This is a genomic window from Desulfoconvexum algidum, assembly GCF_055382125.1.
Genome location: NZ_AP042394.1, coordinates 1,503,971 through 1,518,773 on the forward strand (window position 1 = coordinate 1,503,971; position 14,803 = coordinate 1,518,773).

Here is a 14,803-nt window from a genome sequence, read left to right on the forward strand (position 1 = left end):
GGCCTTTATTTTTCACTTAATTTTTAATTATGGATCGTAGCACTCCGGAATTATTTAAAGAAGACTTTCCCCATGGTTTTTGTCTCGGGATAGTTTTTTTCCGTGAAATGGATAGCAAAATATTCAAGTTCAAAGCAACTGAAGAGGATGGAACTTGGGGTTTGGGATAGATTGAAACTGTTGACAAGAGTCAACTGAAGATTTGACCCCTTTGTTAGGTCGTTCACGGCGTCGTGGTTCGGCTTGTTTGCAACCATCGAGAACAACAGATATCTGAGTCCCGGGCAAGTTAACATTTAAAGGAATAATTAAGGAATAATTTATGAACCATCCTGATGAATATTCACATCACTTTACCCTGGATCCTACACGAGAGTATCCTCGCCTGGTCAGGGGTGAAGGCGTCTATGTCTATGACGATCAAGGTAAACAATATTTGGATGCCATTGCCGGTATTGGCGTGGTCTCCATTGGATATGGGCGGAAACGTGTGGTTGACACCATTGCCCGCCAAGCAGCCCGATTACCCTATGCTGCACCCAATATATTCTGTAATGAACCCGCCGACCGATTGGCAGATTACATTGCGCTTCTGCTGCCGGGTGATCTTAAGTCCGTCCACTTTACTTCAGGCGGTTCTGAGGCGGTTGAGGCAGCCATCAAGATTGGACGACAGTATTACTATGAACGAGGCTTAAAAAGCAAACATCTGGTTATATCCCGCCAGACAAGCTACCATGGAGCGACATTAGGCGCTCTTTCTGCCACCGGGATGCACAGCAGGCGTAAAAAGTTCGCCCCTCACCTTCTCGATTGGCCCCATATCTCGCCAGCATATTGTTATCGCTGTCCATTTGGAAAAACATATCCAGGCTGCGAACTGCCCTGCGCCAGAGAACTTGAAAAAACCATAGACGAAGCCGGGGCGGATAAGGTCATGGCGTTTATCGCGGAACCAGTCGTCGGAGCCGCCGGGGCTGCTCTTGTCCCGCCACCGGAATACTGGCCTGTGGTGCGCGATATCTGCAACCGTCATGACATTCTTTTAATCGCGGATGAAGTAATTACCGGGTTTGGGCGCACCGGCAAAATATTCGCGGTCAATCACTGGGATGTCGTTCCGGATATGATCATCATGGCAAAAGGCCTCAGCGGCGGCTATGCTTCCTTGGGCGCCGTAGGTGTGAGTACCAGAATTCGTGAGATCTTTGAAGAAAAAAGCATCCCATTCGATCATGTGTTCACTTTTATGGCAAACCCGATTTCAACCGCAGCTGCCTATGAAGTACTACAGATTTGGGAGGAAGAAAATCTGACAGAGCAGGCGGCACGACTGAACGGATATCTGTTCGAACAACTTGCCGGCCTCAAACACAATCATTCCATAATCGGCGACGTGCGTGGGATAGGACTCATGGCCGGCCTTGAGCTCATAGCGGACACTACCACCAGAGAACCTTTTCCAATTGAAAAGTCGGCAGCAAAAATGGTGGGTCAAATTGCGCTGAAAAACGGTCTGGTTATTTACCCGGCATCAGGGGTGGTCGATGGCGTGCGAGGCGATATCATCTCGCTGTTTCCCCCTTTGATTTTTTCACGGCAGAATGTGGATGAACTGATAGATAAACTTGACAAAACCTTTACTGAAGTCAGGCTGTCTTTATGAAACGGGCAAGGCCCCGGAAAAGATTGAGGCCTATGAAAATGCTGTAAAAAATAAGGTTAAAGATAAGGTGGTTGTGGAGATCGGGACCGGGGCCAGGGCGGTTCTGGCATTGATGTGCGCCAATGCCGGAGCCCGGAAAGTATATGCCATAGAAGGCGATCCTGTGGCCGCTCAAAAGGCGGAACGCCTGGTGGCGGAATCCGGAATGGCCGATATTATCCAGATTATCCCTGGCTATTCACACCAAGTGTCGCTTCCGGAGAAGGCGGATCTCTGTGTTTCGGAAATCATCGGCAATATCGCCAGCTCCGAGGGCGCCGTCAGCATCCTGAATGATACCCGATCCATGCTCAAAGACCGGGGGCACTTTATCCCTGAAAGCCCCTTAACCCGGATCGTCCCGGTTTTCATGCCCCATGATCGGTTCGAAGATGAATTCACACGGAAGATTTTGGACGGTTATATTCAAAGGGTTTATCAATCTATTGGATTTGAATTCGAGTTCACGCGGTTTGCCGTGTTTAATTTTCCCGAATCCAGCTGGATTGCCGATCCAGGCGTATTTGAGGCCATTGATTTTAACAACAATCCGCTGCCTGAGAGCGAAACCCACCTGATGTTTTCGATCCGTCGGGATGCGCAGTTTACTGGGTTCCTTCTCTGGGTCGAGCTGGCTGTGGACAAAGACAATGTCATCAATACCCTTACCGGCGTTTCCTGGGCCCCGGTTTATATCGAGGCTGGGGATGTGAGCCTGAAGAAGGGAGATGTCATCCACCTGGACTGTTCCCGGCAGTGGACGAAGTCCTGAATTTTATTATTGCGGCTTATCCGGACGACACCCTCAAGGAGCTGATCCAGATTAAACTCTCTCTTGATAAGACCGGAACGGTTCAGGTTTCTGTCAGCAACGCCGGTCCACCGGTCCACCTGGACCGGATCCCCCGTTTTGAACCGTCTGCGCCGACTGAATCCAATCTGGATGGCCTCTGGTATTTTCTTGCCAAAAATTTTGTGGACCACCTTGAATTCAGGAATCTCGGGATGGACGGGTGGCAGGCTGTCCTGGAACGCCGCCTGTCCGCTGCATCGTTCGAGCCCCGAAAGGCAGATTCCGAAGGGTCAATAGATGAGGAAATAGCACAGTTCGAGGTTCGGCCCGGCCGGCATGACGATGCAGCCGAGCTGGTAGACCTGACCTATGATACGTATGGATACTCCTACACCGGTCCTGATTTTTACCATCCCTCCAATCTTTCACATCACCTGGCGAGCGGAGAGATTGTTTCCATTGTGGCAACCGCAGATGGCGTAATTGTGGGCAACACATCCATTTCTTATCCCCCGGAGACTCCTTGCTGTGCTTACCTTGGCGCTCTTATGGTCAAGCGTAGCTACCGCCGCTCAAAAGCCATCGAACTGATGATATCGGAAACGGTAGCCCCTGCCATCGGAAACCGACCTTGAAATGTCAAAATTCAATGCGGTCTTCAGCGGTGTCAAACCCATTTCGGCCAGTGAATTTTATCTGGTGTACAGTATTTTTTCAGGCCGGGTGGATTTTGATAAAATTCACATTGCAGATCCTGCTGCCGGTGAGTTGAAAGAGCATATTCGCAAGTTGTGGGAGGAATTCCTAAAAGGATAGGATACAGGCATTTTAAAATAAAGGCACTGGAACTGACAAATTCCCAGCAAGGACGTCATGGACCTGGGTTGCGTTCCGGTCCACCGTCGGGCAGAATAAAGTGGATGTTACAGCAAGGTTTTTGACTGATATCAATCCGGAGCTGACACTGGAAACATACTCTGAAACAACAGATGAGACCATTGAAGAAATGCTGTCGGACTGCACCATTGCCATGATGTGCATTGACCAGATCATTCCATCCATCCATGTAGGCAGGCAGTGCCGGGCTAAAGGTGTCGCCATGCTCGAAACCGTTGGCATCCCGTATATCAACATGCGTGTTTATACTCCGGAAACAATATCGTACGAGGATTTTTATGGTTTCCCCGGCTGATAAACATCAAAAAGGGAAAATTTCCTAACCAAAATCTTGTATTGACTAAAATCAAGCTCTTATCTATGGTCATGTTTGATCCTTTATAAAGAGAGGGATTGGGCTTCATAAGGAGAAATCCTAAGCTGCCAGGAGTCAAAGGCCAATGAAAATCCATTCTTGATACTTGTGAAACCAGACTGAAAATTATATGGACCACGAAAACAGATGGCTTGCGCTGAAGGGGATGATGATGCTGAAAAACTTATGGTTCTGTTTGATGTTCTTTTTTCTGGTTGGGTTGTTCCCGGCCGGAGTTGTTGCTGATGAAATTCCCCATTCCCCAATTCCCCTTTATCCTGATGCGACCATCCGATCAATGGGTTACAGTCTCTATAATCACCTGTCTCTCACTCTCAATCCAGCCCTGGATGGAAAAAAACATTTGAAAGTGGCTGGCAATCGTTGGGAGATGTGGATCACCTGTCCCGAGGAAAACCAAACCATCAAGACATATTATATGGAGATGGCCAAGGAGCACGGGGTTATATTGTCAAAACCCGGTGTCAATGACCTCCACTTTCGCTACGACTTTCCAGAAGTCCCTGTGTATGTGAAATTTCATGCCTAGGGGGGTAAGTATGCCCTGAAAATTCTTCGCCCCACATCCTTGCACAGCCAGGCGATTTTTGGTGATGGGATATTTGCAACACGAAAATTAAATGGTCAAAGCGGCTCCCCTGAACCGCCGTTGATTAGTGACTATCCGCAATCCCAATGCACCAGTTTTATCTACAACGACTTTAACACCTTAAAGCTGAAATACAAAATTGACGGCCAGTGGGTTAAAAAAACTGCTGAAGGACGCTACTGGAAAAAAATAGTAAAAATGAACGACATTCCCGGCCGGCCCCGGGATTGGGTCAGCCCCGCGGATATCAATGAAACCATGAGAGCGGCGGTTATAGCTTCCAGTGGAAAAGTTCTTTCCGGAGAAGACCGGCAGCTGGTTTTTTATCTTGAGGATGAGGTAGCCGGCCACTTATGGGCCACCCTGTGGCCCCAGGATGGTAAATACACCATCAAAATCATCCAAGAAAAATCCATGGAGCAAGTGCTGGTTTTCGACGTCGACACCATGATGGCCCGGCTCGACGCCCTGGGTGTGCTAACCCTTGAAGGCATCTTTTTCGATACGGCCAAAGCAAGCCTTCGGACAGAATCAGACGAGGCACTTTCCGGTGTTCAAATCCGCCATAACTATTTGCAGGCCGTGAAGGATTTCGGCGGCACCATCCTGGCCGAAGAAAGTCACGGTCTTTACTTTCGCCTGGATAATCTTGATGGAAGCAGCACTTATGTTTCGGTTTGGGCCCCTGGATCAAAGTATCAGGTCACTGCTGTGACCCCATCCATCCTATAAAATTGGCTTGATCATAATGCCGGCCACTTTGCTTGGAAGCGGTAATATTTTATGCGCTTTTGAATGAGGTCTGTTGCTTGGGGTGGCGATGGGTATTCACAGCGGCTGCGCCGCATTGGAATGCCTGACTACGTTACAATGGATGCAAGCATTATGCTTGACTTTATTACAAGATTAGTGTCAAATATCTCTTACCTTATACCAATCAACATGGGCAGAGAAAAAAGACCAGAAACCATTGATTCTGAGAGGTGCAAGGCAAGTAGGAAAAACGACTGCTATTCACCTTTTTTCAGAATGATTCAATATGAAGGGTTGCTCATACCAGTTGAAGTAAAATTTGCTGCAACGGGTCGGCTACGCTCTCTCCATTACTTTTTAGACCGCGCACCTCATAAATATGCCGTAAGAATTTATTCCGGAAAATTAGAAATTAATCAAATCAAAACTCTTAACGGGAAAGAGTTCTTACTGCTAAACCTCCCAGTTTATTTAACTGGTTCTATTGCAGGATATTTAAAATGGATGATATCCAGTGCCAAACCAATCCAACAATCCAAATGAAGCGGATAGACCGCTTATTTGGGGTGTTGTTCTTTCACGGCGGATAAACCGCAGATTTTCATGTTCTTTCACGGCGGCTGAGTTGCATTAGGTATGTCTCGGAAAATAACTATGATTAGAAAAGCAAATGAATCTGATTGCATCAATTTGGTAGCGCTTTCTTTAGAGGTGTGGCTTCAAACTTATTCCATGGACGGTATCCGAACCGAAAACTCGAAATTTGTATTATCTACTTTTACTGAGGCGTATTTTAAAAAAGTATTGCTCGACCCCAAATATAGTTTATTGGTGTTTACCGAAGGAATTTACCTAAGAGGGTATGTGCTTGTAAATTTAAATTCTCAATTTGAAAGCGAAGAAAACGGTTTTGAAATTGAAAAGCTTTATGTGCAAGGACCTTTTCAAAGCCGCGGTATTGGTAAAAAGCTTTTATTAGAAATAAAGACAAAATATGGAAATAAGTTTTGGCTTTATACTTGGGTTAGAAATAAATCTATAAATTTTTACAAAGAATTTGGGTTTGAAGACATAGGTCAATATAATTTCAAATTGGGAAATGACATTATTGAAAACCGTGTGTTGGCCTATGGCCGTACCTAACCAACAGCCAAACGGTTTGAGAAACTGGGGGCACCATGATTAGAAAGATATTAACCGGGCTAATGGCCATTGTTGCTGTTATGTTTGTGATTGTCGGATATGGATACCGGTCCGCCACTAAGCTTCCCGACAATAACCCGGAATCATTTTTGGCATCAGGCAAGAAGGCAGGGAAAGTGGTGGTGTGTATCGGAGACAGTATTACACACGGCAGGGTGAGCCATAACTATGTAGATGAATTGGAAAACCGTTACAGGGACAGGGATGTCTCGTTTGTGAATGCAGGTATCAACAGCCAGTTATCCTACAACGTTTTACAAAGGATCGATCAGGTGGTCAAATGCACCCCTGATTTCATCACGATTCTGATTGGCACCAACGACGCGTCGGCAACCTTGAATGAAAAGAACGCCGCCAGATATGTCAAGAAGCAGAACCTGCCCCGGGTCCCCCATCGCCATTGGTATGAGGAGAATCTGACCGCCATCATCGATATCCTCCAAGAAAAAACCACAGCAAAAATAGGATTGTTCTCCCTGCCGCCCATTACTGAAGATAGAGCACACAATGGCTACCAGAGGACGGCAGAATACTCCGGATTTATCAAACAACTGGCCGAGCAGCGCAATCTGGTTTATCTCCCCCTGAATGAATTGATGGATGAGATTCTAAAAAAAAAGGACGGTCAAATGAAAAGTTCATACGTGGCAGGGGAATCCGGTTTTATGTACAAGGCTATCTTCAGCCGTTACATTCTGCGCCAAAGCTGGGATGAGATTGCAGAAAGCAACGGTTTTGTTTTTTTAACAGATAACCTTCATCTCAATCGCAGGGGAGCCCTAATGGCAACACAATTGATAGACGATTTTTTGGCTAAACATATTGCGTCTCTCAATCGACGGTCATTTTAAGGCAGATAATATAACATGTATAGTAATTTAATTTTATGGAGGTAATTATGAAGGTCGTAACAATGACGATGTTGTCGTTGGCAATGCTTATCTTTGCCATACCTGCACACGCAGTCACTTCAAAATGTGAAGAATGTCATACCAAGTTGACACCAGGCATTGTGAAAGATTTTAATCGAGGTGTTATGTCGGAAGAATTGACCTGTACGGCATGTCACGGGGACGGTCATATGGGTGATGATGATGTTGCTAAAGCGAAACTGCCCACCATATCCACTTGTCAGGAATGTCATGAGGATCAGGCCGGTCAATATTTAAGTGGAAAACATGCCAAAGGACTTCTTCCGATTACAGCCTTTCCGGGATTTGCACACAAGCAACCTAAGGCGTTTATTGCCGGACAAAAAGGATGTAACGGCTGCCATAATTTAGGCATAGTCAATGAAAAAAGCAGAACAGAAGGGCTTGCTGGTGAGTTTAGAAGTCATTTTAAATATGGAATGGATTGCCAGAATTGTCATACCAGACATGCATTTTCTAAGGCAGAAGCCCAACAGCCCGAAGCCTGTATGCAGTGCCACACAGGATTTGACCATGCGCAATGGGAAATGTGGACCCGCTCAAAACATGGTGCCGCATATATGACGAACAGAAAAGCCGAAAGAGGGCCAACCTGCCAAAAATGTCATATGTCTGGAGGAAATCATAGAGTCATGACCGCATGGGGATTCTTGGCGGTCAGGCTCCCGGAAAAAGATGCAGAATGGATGGGGTATCGCGTCAGCATCCTGAAAGCGCTTGGGGTACTCGACAGTAAGGGAAAACCAACAGCTCGACTGGATGTGGTGAAGGTTGCTGACATGGCGCGTCTAACCGAGAAAGCCTTCGATGCTGAGCGAAATGCGATGGTGAACACTTGCAAAGAATGTCATAGTGAAACCTATGTCACCAAGAGTTTAGAAAACTCAGATCAAATGATCAAAGCGGCTGATAAAATTTTTGCTGAAGCAATTGAGTTGATTACAAATCTATATAAGGATCAACTTCTGGCTTCCACAACAAATGCGGCAACATCTCCATATCCTGATCTTTTGACCTTCTATGAGGTAGACTCTCATATTGAAGAACTTCTCTATGAAATGTTTATGGATTATCGCATGAAGACTTACCAGGCATCATTTCATTTAATGCCTGATTATACCACGTGGTATGGTCTGGCTAAGATGAAAGAGACCCTTGTGGAGATGAAGGATATCGATAAACAGTTACGGGCAGACGTAAGAAAATAAGGTGCCGTCCTTAGATTCGAGTCAGTAACCTTTTATAAAAAAACCCATGCCTTTGTAAAGGTATGGGTTTTTACGGGAGTTCCAGGGATACCATACAGAATTATAACTAAATAATACACCGGATAAACCGGTTATTATAACGAACACACTCTAACTTTTCTTTTGTAAAACGCATTAATAAGATCGGCCCATTTGAATTGAAACTTGCAGAAATCCATATTGTGACTCTACTTTCAATTTTAAAACATTTTTTCATTGAGATTTAAGATGACTGATTCATTGATTCAAATAGTTTGCCCGAGTGGCAGTGCGAAAAACCGCCTACCCAAAGTCAAGCTTAATGACAATCCTTTGTGTGGGAAGTGTGGGAAACCTCTTCTTTCAACAAGCCCTATTGTGGGTAGCGACAAAAGTTAAGAAGATGTTGGCGATACCCGGGCCAAAAATGGATAAGGCGGCCCTGTCGGTAAGCAGGGGACTTGCAAACTGGCCGGCAAACAGAAAACTCGTGACCACGGAAGTGCCCACCGTACCCGAGGACTCCGCAGCCTTAAGGGTTACGCCATTCATGATTAACGGTACCAGGATCCCAAAACCAATGCCATTTAAAATCAGAAAACAGAACAGTGGAACAGTGGAAGGATATGCCGACAGGCCATAAAATGAGATGGCAAAACCGCTTAGGAATAAAAATTCAATTACCTGATCAAAATAACGTGAAATATCAAGTACTTATAAAAATCTAGACTTTTACATTATAGTATGAGATAGTTACGGTGCAATCTTTATCAAAAATTTAAGAGGCACCGTGAATGAAAAAAAAAAGAACACCTGGTCCAAAACCATTGTCACCTTATCCTGCTGAAATTGAAAAACTTATCAAAAAGACTTATTTGACGCTGTCAGAAAAAGACAGGCGAGCATATGCTGCAATAGAAGCGTTAAAATTACCGAGAGGTGGAAAAGCGTATATCGTTGAACTTTTTGGTTGCAGTAGAAATACCTTAGTTCGCGGTATCTCTGAAATAAAAAAACCGGAAATGGTTGTAAAAGACAGAACTCGAAAGAAGGGGGCTGGACGAAAACCAGTTATAGAAATAATTGAAAATATAGACGAAGTCTTCCTCAAAGTTATTGACGACCATATCGCTGGGGATCCTATGGATGAAAGAATTCGTTGGACCAATTTGAGCCACAAAAAAATTGCAGTAAAAATGAAAGAGGCGGAAATTATTATCAGCGTAACTGTGGTTAAAAAGCTGTTAAAAAAACACGGGTTCACAAAACGAAAAGCCTTTAAGAATAAGCCCATTGGGACTTCTAAAAATCGTAATGAGCAATTTGTAAAAATTAACCAGTTAAAAGAGCAATATCTCAAAGACGGCAATCCGGTTGTCAGTATGGACACAAAAAAAAAGAGCTTTTAGGTAATTTATACAGGGATGGCCATGTATATACTACGGGTGTAATTGAAGTCTATGATCATGATTTTCCATATCTTGCTGATGGGATAGTAATTCCGCACGCCATTTATGATTTAAAATTTAACAAAGCCCATGTAAACATTGGGGTTAGTAAAGATACAAGTGAGTTTGCCTGTGATTCGATAAGGATCTGGTGGGAAGTTTATGGCAAACTTCAATATTCGAATTGTACTTCCATCCTCATACTTGCAGATGGTGGTGGTAGCAATTCAAGCCGCCACTATATCTTCAAAGAAGACTTGCAGAAGCTTGTAGATGAAATCGGAATAGAAATAAGGATGGCACATTTTCCTCCTTATACATCAAAATGGAATCCTGTAGAGCATCGGCTATTCCCCCATATTACAAGATCTTTAAAGGGTGTCATCCTAAAAAGTCATGATTATATAAAAGAACTGATTGAAAATACGACTACACTAACGGGTTTAAAAGTTAAAGCCCACATTATAAAAAAAATCTATAAAACTGGGAGAAAATATGCTGATAATTTTAAAGAAACCATGAGAATAGTTTTTGATGATTGTCTGGGGCAGTGGAATTATAGAGCGATACCGGGAAAAGGGTAATTATAGTCAGTTTATTTTATTTTTATTCCTTAGGCTTAATATAGGAAGCCATGGGCTTATAATTTTATTCAGGCGGCCAAAGACAAGACCGGTTAAAAAAGAGGAACCCGTCATAACGGCCATTGCAAATCCTGCCCACAGATCCGCGATGATCCCGGTGGACAGCGGCATGAGAATCCCCACCCCGATTTTGAAATCAGCTTACGCAGCTTTATCCCATTATCTTTATGCTCCTTAAAAATTTCAGCCAGAAGCCCAACTGAATACACTTATATTGTTGTTATTTGTATTGAACCAGTGTCTTTATCGGAAGGAATAATAACAAGGGTTTGCCATTGAGGGAGATAAATCCAAACTGTTCATAGTATTCTTTGGTATGGAGATCTTTTGCGTCGACAAAGAGTCCAATTATGCCAACATTTTCTGAAATAAGAATGACTTTTTCAACAGCACTCCCTATTAAATAATTCCCATAGCCTTTGTGCTGGTATTCTTTTGATACAGCAAGTCTTGCCAGTTTTAAAGCAGGAACTTGATCTGGATATTTTTTAGCGAGAATAGGTGGTAAGTAATCCGTTTCAACTTCACAAATCGACAGGGTGTAAAATCCAAGGATTTGTTTTGAGTTTTCATCATTAATCAACACAAAGGTGCGGGACATACCTTTAGTAATGTGCTGTATAGCAGTCTTTTGCAGAAATATATTTAATTGGGTGTTTCCACAGTCAAACCGCTTTCTGTCATGCGATTTATCCAAAAGCTCGATCTTTATCATTTCAAATCCTGCTTATACTGTTTCATTGCTTGAGCCAGTTTGGGATTCGCCTTTGGAGGGTTTTCAATCAATTCAAACAAATGCCGAGCAGATTGTTTATTTAACCTAATTTTATTTTCATTTTCAATAATGGCCTGGGCTTTTTCAAGCGCTGCGTTCACTATAAATTGATTTAATGTAGACCCCGTGATTTCCGATGCCTCGGTTAATGTGTTATAGACCTTGGGTGATATCCGCGCTGAGACACGAGCGGTTTTAGTTTCAGCGTTCATTTTTGAGTCCTCTCCTAATTATTTGTATTTTATGGTTTGCTTTTTAATTGTTCCATATACTATATGTCATTGGTGCCATTTTGGCAACAAACCTAATATAAGATTTTTGAAAGGCAGAAAGTTCCAAAAAAGATCAATCTGGTAATAAATGATTGAGGATTAGTAACATCAAGAATGACATTGAATCGTTAATTATTGAATTAACCAAACAAAATATACCACCCGAAAAAATTGGAAGTTTAAAAGATGCAATTGAGGCAGATCAAGATGCACCTGAACACAAAAATCAGGCATTCGGAAACAATGTAAGTAAATGGTTTAGAGATATGAGTACGAAAGCTGATACTGCTACCTGGAGAATCAGCGAAGGAATGGCTGCTGGAACTGCGGCTGGTATCCTTTTAAATATACTCAAAACTTACTATGGGTGGGCATAATGGGTGATTGTATAATCAGTTTGGCCACATACAAATAGAAACGATGGTGATGTGGAATCAACTGAATTAATTTTAAAAAAAATAAAAGAGGCTAAAGTGAATGATTATTGACAACAAGCCAAAGGCACCGGGCGAAACGGTGATTTAGCTTATGCCTCATATACAAAAGGAGTTCTTTTATGTTTAAAGATATAATGCCAAAAATGCTTAACAAAAAAGCTGAAAAATCAAAATGGGAAAATATTTTGAATAATTTAGGTGAATTGAATGGAAAAACAATCGGTGACATTGGTTCTGGTGGAGGGTTTTTTACGTTAAAATTTTCATGTGCAGTTGGTGATTCTGGAACAGTTTACGCAATAGATAATGACAAAACAAAACTTGAATTCGTAAAAAAATTTATTGAATCAAATGGACAAAGCAACGTTGAAACAATTTTATGCAACGATCATGAAATTCCACTAAATCAAAATTCAGTTAATGTTTTCTTCAGCAGAAATTCTTTCCATCATATTTCAGACCCAGAAAAATACTTTCACAATTTAAAACATTTTTTAAAAGACAAAGGGAGAATTGTCATTATTGACTACAAAAAAACAAAGAAAATTAATTTTATTAATTTGTTTGGTCATTGCTCATCTGAACATAGTATTTTAACCGCAATGGGGAATGCTGGGTATAAGCATCTTGGTTCCTACACTATTGATGAGGATCAATCGTTAAATCTCTTCGAAAAGGACTGATGTCAGCATAACCCGTCATTCCAGCGGACGGCTTAGGCCACCACTGAATTTTAAAATTTGTAATATGGGCAGTCCTTATTTGAAATCAGAGATGCAAGAAGAGGTAATATGAATGGATAATTATTTTTTAAAAAATTGCTTACCAGGCTGTCTTATAAAATCAATTATATTGGCAGTTCTCACAAGTATCATGCTCGTTGGGTGCAACTCAAAAGTTGAAAAAACCACCATTTATTTTGGTGGGGATATCCTCACTATGAGTGATTCTGCTGATAAAACGGTTGAGTCAATTTTAATAAAAGATGGAAAAATTGTTGCCACTGGTTCAAAAGAAGATATTTTCAAACAAAGAAAGCCGGACACAATACTGGTTGATCTTAAAGGCAAAACGCTAATGCCCGGTTTTATTGCGGTTCATACGCACCCTGATCTTTCAGCTTATCTACACAGCTTTGTCGATCTCAGTGGTTTTACAAATAAAACTCCGGAAGCGGTTTGGGACAGATTAGATAAAGCGGTTAAGAAAACGCCAAAAGGGAAATGGATCTTTTGCAAAGGATTTGATCCTATGTTGGTCAAGGAACTTAAATCGCCTGATATAAAAAAATTAGATACAATTGCTCCGGATCATCCGCTTGTTATTATTGCGCAAAGTCTTCATTCCGGATGGGGGAATTCTCTTGCTTTTCAGGCAATGGGCATTACGGCAAAGACTCCCGATCCGGCGCCTGGCAGTTTTTATGAAAAAGATAACAACGGAAAACTTACCGGGTTTATTTCAGAGATAGCGGCGATAAAACCATTTAGTGCAGTGGCGGTTAAAGAATTTGATATTGTACAAAATACTGTTAACGTTTTCGATGCGTATATGGAGAATGGTTTTACCTCCATTACAACAATGGGGTTGTTCGCAACGGATAAAAAACCGTTTCTTCTTAATGAGCATTTATCAACAGACCACCCCAGGTTAATACATAAAGTTCTGGACTTAATCGGGATGCTGCCGGACAAAAAACCAACCGTAAGACATTTTGTTTATATCAAGCATGATACGCCCTTTCTTGTTCCCGAAACCGTAGAAAACGGAGATGATTTTTTTAAGGTTGTTGGAATAAAGCTTTGGTATGATGGTTCGCCATACACCGGTTCAATGTATCTAAAACAGCCGTATCTGAATTCTGAATTAATGCTTGAAGGGCTTAATATACCGCGCAACCATTATGGCAGCACTGTTATTAAAAAAGATGACTTTTATAAGGCTATCAAAAAATATCATGATTTAGGATGGCAGCTGAGTGTTCATTCCCAGGGAGATAAATCAACGGAAGAGGTTCTGGAATTAATGGGCAAGATGCTTTCCGGATCAGACAGAAAAGGTCACAGGCACAGGATTGAACACGGTGTTCTTATGCCGCCCGAGCTTCTCGGTGAAATGAAAAAATTGAACATGACAGTCAGTTATCATATTAACCATCTTTATTATTATGGCCTGGCGTTAAAAAATGAGATTCTTGGAGATGAACGGGCAGAAAAAATGCTGCCCGTAAATAGTACAAAGAAATCGGGTGTAATATTTTCTCTACATGCGGATGCGCCGATGTATGAAGAAGATCCGCTAAGTCTTCTTCAAACGGCTGTAACAAGAAAAACGAGAGAAGGAACCGTCATTGGTTCGAATGAAAAAATATCAGTTATGGATGGTTTAAAATCTTTGACTCTTTATTCGGCATGGCAGCTTCATATGGAAAAAAAGATAGGAAGTCTGGAGCCGGGAAAATATGCCGATCTTGTTATTCTGGATAAAAATCCTTTGCATGTGCCCCATGAGAACCTGAGGGATATAAAAGTAGTAAAAACAATTATAAATGGGGAGGTTACCTGGGAACAATAGTGACTGGACAATAATTTCAGATTTTGGAATAGTCTATAAACTCAAATTTGCGATATCAATAGTGCTCACAAGCTTTATGGCAGCTTTGTTTGAATCCTACATTGAAAATCACTCGGATGTGTCATTCAGCCATAGTCTTTGTCCATCATGCACTAAAAAACTGTACGGGAACGAATCTT

At 42.3% G+C, this 14,803-nt stretch carries 18 protein-coding genes and 2 pseudogenes; 16 read left to right on the forward strand and 4 right to left on the reverse strand.

Going from position 1 to position 14,803, the window contains the following annotated elements; genetic code table 11:
- Window positions 1-322 precede the first annotated feature (322 nt).
- The 12 genes and pseudogenes from ACZ45G_RS06820 (at window position 323) to ACZ45G_RS06875 (ending at window position 8,873) form a co-directional block, all read left to right on the forward strand.
- Window positions 323-1,666 (forward strand): aminotransferase family protein, encoded by a 1,344-nt coding sequence (locus ACZ45G_RS06820; RefSeq protein ID WP_464176333.1) that lies wholly within the window; start codon window positions 323-325, stop codon window positions 1,664-1,666.
- A complete protein-coding gene (locus tag ACZ45G_RS06825) occupies window positions 1,629-2,477 on the forward strand; it encodes a 50S ribosomal protein L11 methyltransferase (RefSeq protein WP_464176335.1) in 849 nt (282 codons plus the stop codon). The genes ACZ45G_RS06820 and ACZ45G_RS06825 overlap by 38 nt, the downstream gene beginning before the upstream one ends.
- Complete coding sequence (locus ACZ45G_RS06830; RefSeq protein WP_464176337.1) at window positions 2,462-3,133, forward strand: hypothetical protein; 672 nt, start codon at window positions 2,462-2,464, stop codon at window positions 3,131-3,133. The genes ACZ45G_RS06825 and ACZ45G_RS06830 overlap by 16 nt, the downstream gene beginning before the upstream one ends.
- A 1-nt stretch (window position 3,134) precedes the next feature.
- Window positions 3,135-3,314 carry a hypothetical protein gene (locus ACZ45G_RS06835; RefSeq protein WP_464176339.1) on the forward strand — a complete coding sequence of 60 codons (180 nt, stop codon included), beginning with the start codon at window positions 3,135-3,137 and terminating at the stop codon, window positions 3,312-3,314.
- Between the two features lie 88 nt (window positions 3,315-3,402).
- Window positions 3,403-3,690: pseudogene (locus ACZ45G_RS06840) on the forward strand (ThiF family adenylyltransferase); the annotation flags it as partial.
- 190 nt (window positions 3,691-3,880) lie between these two features.
- Window positions 3,881-4,300: a hypothetical protein gene (locus ACZ45G_RS06845; RefSeq protein ID WP_464176342.1), complete on the forward strand. Its 420-nt coding sequence runs from the start codon at window positions 3,881-3,883 to the stop codon at window positions 4,298-4,300.
- A gap of 120 nt (window positions 4,301-4,420) precedes the next feature.
- The gene (locus tag ACZ45G_RS06850; protein ID WP_464176344.1) at window positions 4,421-5,092 is read left to right on the forward strand and encodes a hypothetical protein; all 672 of its coding nucleotides are present in this window, start codon (window positions 4,421-4,423) and stop codon (window positions 5,090-5,092) included.
- Window positions 5,093-5,155: 63 nt separating this feature from the next.
- Window positions 5,156-5,656, forward strand: a complete 501-nt coding sequence (locus ACZ45G_RS06855) for a hypothetical protein (protein ID WP_464176346.1) — start codon at window positions 5,156-5,158, stop codon at window positions 5,654-5,656.
- 111 nt (window positions 5,657-5,767) lie between these two features.
- Window positions 5,768-6,256, forward strand: coding sequence for a GNAT family N-acetyltransferase (locus tag ACZ45G_RS06860; protein ID WP_464176348.1), 489 nt, complete (start codon window positions 5,768-5,770; stop codon window positions 6,254-6,256).
- A gap of 35 nt (window positions 6,257-6,291) precedes the next feature.
- Window positions 6,292-7,167 carry an SGNH/GDSL hydrolase family protein gene (locus ACZ45G_RS06865; protein WP_464176350.1) on the forward strand — a complete coding sequence of 292 codons (876 nt, stop codon included), beginning with the start codon at window positions 6,292-6,294 and terminating at the stop codon, window positions 7,165-7,167.
- Between the two features lie 47 nt (window positions 7,168-7,214).
- Window positions 7,215-8,456 (forward strand): multiheme c-type cytochrome, encoded by a 1,242-nt coding sequence (locus tag ACZ45G_RS06870; protein WP_464176353.1) that lies wholly within the window; start codon window positions 7,215-7,217, stop codon window positions 8,454-8,456.
- Between the two features lie 267 nt (window positions 8,457-8,723).
- Window positions 8,724-8,873 (forward strand): hypothetical protein, encoded by a 150-nt coding sequence (locus ACZ45G_RS06875; protein WP_464176355.1) that lies wholly within the window; start codon window positions 8,724-8,726, stop codon window positions 8,871-8,873.
- Here the strand turns inward: ACZ45G_RS06875 and ACZ45G_RS06880 are convergent.
- Window positions 8,838-9,026 (reverse strand): hypothetical protein, encoded by a 189-nt coding sequence (locus ACZ45G_RS06880; RefSeq protein ID WP_464180071.1) that lies wholly within the window; start codon window positions 9,024-9,026, stop codon window positions 8,838-8,840. The genes ACZ45G_RS06875 and ACZ45G_RS06880 overlap by 36 nt on opposite strands.
- Window positions 9,027-9,616: 590 nt before the next feature.
- Between ACZ45G_RS06880 and ACZ45G_RS06885 the strand changes: the two are divergent.
- Window positions 9,617-10,506: pseudogene (locus ACZ45G_RS06885) on the forward strand (ISAzo13 family transposase).
- A gap of 6 nt (window positions 10,507-10,512) precedes the next feature.
- Here ACZ45G_RS06885 and ACZ45G_RS06890 read toward each other — a convergent pair.
- The 3 genes from ACZ45G_RS06890 to ACZ45G_RS06900 all read right to left on the reverse strand — a co-directional run bounded on the left by ACZ45G_RS06890 (window position 10,513) and on the right by ACZ45G_RS06900 (window position 11,553).
- Window positions 10,513-10,677, reverse strand: a complete 165-nt coding sequence (locus tag ACZ45G_RS06890; RefSeq protein WP_464176357.1) for a hypothetical protein — start codon at window positions 10,675-10,677, stop codon at window positions 10,513-10,515.
- 109 nt (window positions 10,678-10,786) lie between these two features.
- Window positions 10,787-11,281, reverse strand: coding sequence for a GNAT family N-acetyltransferase (locus ACZ45G_RS06895; protein WP_464176360.1), 495 nt, complete (start codon window positions 11,279-11,281; stop codon window positions 10,787-10,789).
- A complete protein-coding gene (locus ACZ45G_RS06900; RefSeq protein WP_464176362.1) occupies window positions 11,278-11,553 on the reverse strand; it encodes a type II toxin-antitoxin system TacA family antitoxin in 276 nt (91 codons plus the stop codon). The genes ACZ45G_RS06895 and ACZ45G_RS06900 overlap by 4 nt, the downstream gene beginning before the upstream one ends.
- Before the next feature lie 152 nt (window positions 11,554-11,705).
- Here ACZ45G_RS06900 and ACZ45G_RS06905 point away from each other — a divergent pair, with 152 nt between their 5' ends.
- From ACZ45G_RS06905 to ACZ45G_RS06915, 3 genes are all read left to right on the forward strand, one after another.
- Window positions 11,706-11,990 carry a hypothetical protein gene (locus tag ACZ45G_RS06905; RefSeq protein ID WP_464176364.1) on the forward strand — a complete coding sequence of 95 codons (285 nt, stop codon included), beginning with the start codon at window positions 11,706-11,708 and terminating at the stop codon, window positions 11,988-11,990.
- A gap of 179 nt (window positions 11,991-12,169) precedes the next feature.
- On the forward strand, window positions 12,170-12,733 hold the full coding sequence (locus tag ACZ45G_RS06910) for a class I SAM-dependent methyltransferase (RefSeq protein WP_464176366.1): 564 nt from the start codon (window positions 12,170-12,172) through the stop codon (window positions 12,731-12,733).
- Window positions 12,734-12,845: 112 nt separating this feature from the next.
- Entirely contained in the window at window positions 12,846-14,624 is a 1,779-nt protein-coding gene (locus tag ACZ45G_RS06915) for an amidohydrolase (RefSeq protein WP_464176368.1), read from the forward strand.
- Window positions 14,625-14,803 lie beyond the last annotated feature (179 nt).

What these genes read in the sequence shown, in the direction of transcription:
- ACZ45G_RS06900 (WP_464176362.1), bottom strand. Translation starts at nt 11,553, where the DNA reads ATGAACGCTGAAACTAAAACCGCTCGTGTCTCAGCGCGGATATCACCC.
- ACZ45G_RS06915 (WP_464176368.1), top strand. Translation starts at nt 12,846, where the DNA reads ATGGATAATTATTTTTTAAAAAATTGCTTACCAGGCTGTCTTATAAAA.
- ACZ45G_RS06910 (WP_464176366.1), top strand. Translation starts at nt 12,170, where the DNA reads ATGTTTAAAGATATAATGCCAAAAATGCTTAACAAAAAAGCTGAAAAA.
- ACZ45G_RS06880 (WP_464180071.1), bottom strand. Translation starts at nt 9,026, where the DNA reads ATGAATGGCGTAACCCTTAAGGCTGCGGAGTCCTCGGGTACGGTGGGC.
- ACZ45G_RS06865 (WP_464176350.1), top strand. Translation starts at nt 6,292, where the DNA reads ATGATTAGAAAGATATTAACCGGGCTAATGGCCATTGTTGCTGTTATG.
- ACZ45G_RS06835 (WP_464176339.1), top strand. Translation starts at nt 3,135, where the DNA reads ATGTCAAAATTCAATGCGGTCTTCAGCGGTGTCAAACCCATTTCGGCC.
- ACZ45G_RS06870 (WP_464176353.1), top strand. Translation starts at nt 7,215, where the DNA reads ATGAAGGTCGTAACAATGACGATGTTGTCGTTGGCAATGCTTATCTTT.
- ACZ45G_RS06820 (WP_464176333.1), top strand. Translation starts at nt 323, where the DNA reads ATGAACCATCCTGATGAATATTCACATCACTTTACCCTGGATCCTACA.
- ACZ45G_RS06875 (WP_464176355.1), top strand. Translation starts at nt 8,724, where the DNA reads ATGACTGATTCATTGATTCAAATAGTTTGCCCGAGTGGCAGTGCGAAA.
- ACZ45G_RS06890 (WP_464176357.1), bottom strand. Translation starts at nt 10,677, where the DNA reads ATGCCGCTGTCCACCGGGATCATCGCGGATCTGTGGGCAGGATTTGCA.
- ACZ45G_RS06855 (WP_464176346.1), top strand. Translation starts at nt 5,156, where the DNA reads ATGAGGTCTGTTGCTTGGGGTGGCGATGGGTATTCACAGCGGCTGCGC.
- ACZ45G_RS06895 (WP_464176360.1), bottom strand. Translation starts at nt 11,281, where the DNA reads ATGATAAAGATCGAGCTTTTGGATAAATCGCATGACAGAAAGCGGTTT.
- ACZ45G_RS06860 (WP_464176348.1), top strand. Translation starts at nt 5,768, where the DNA reads ATGATTAGAAAAGCAAATGAATCTGATTGCATCAATTTGGTAGCGCTT.
- ACZ45G_RS06845 (WP_464176342.1), top strand. Translation starts at nt 3,881, where the DNA reads ATGGACCACGAAAACAGATGGCTTGCGCTGAAGGGGATGATGATGCTG.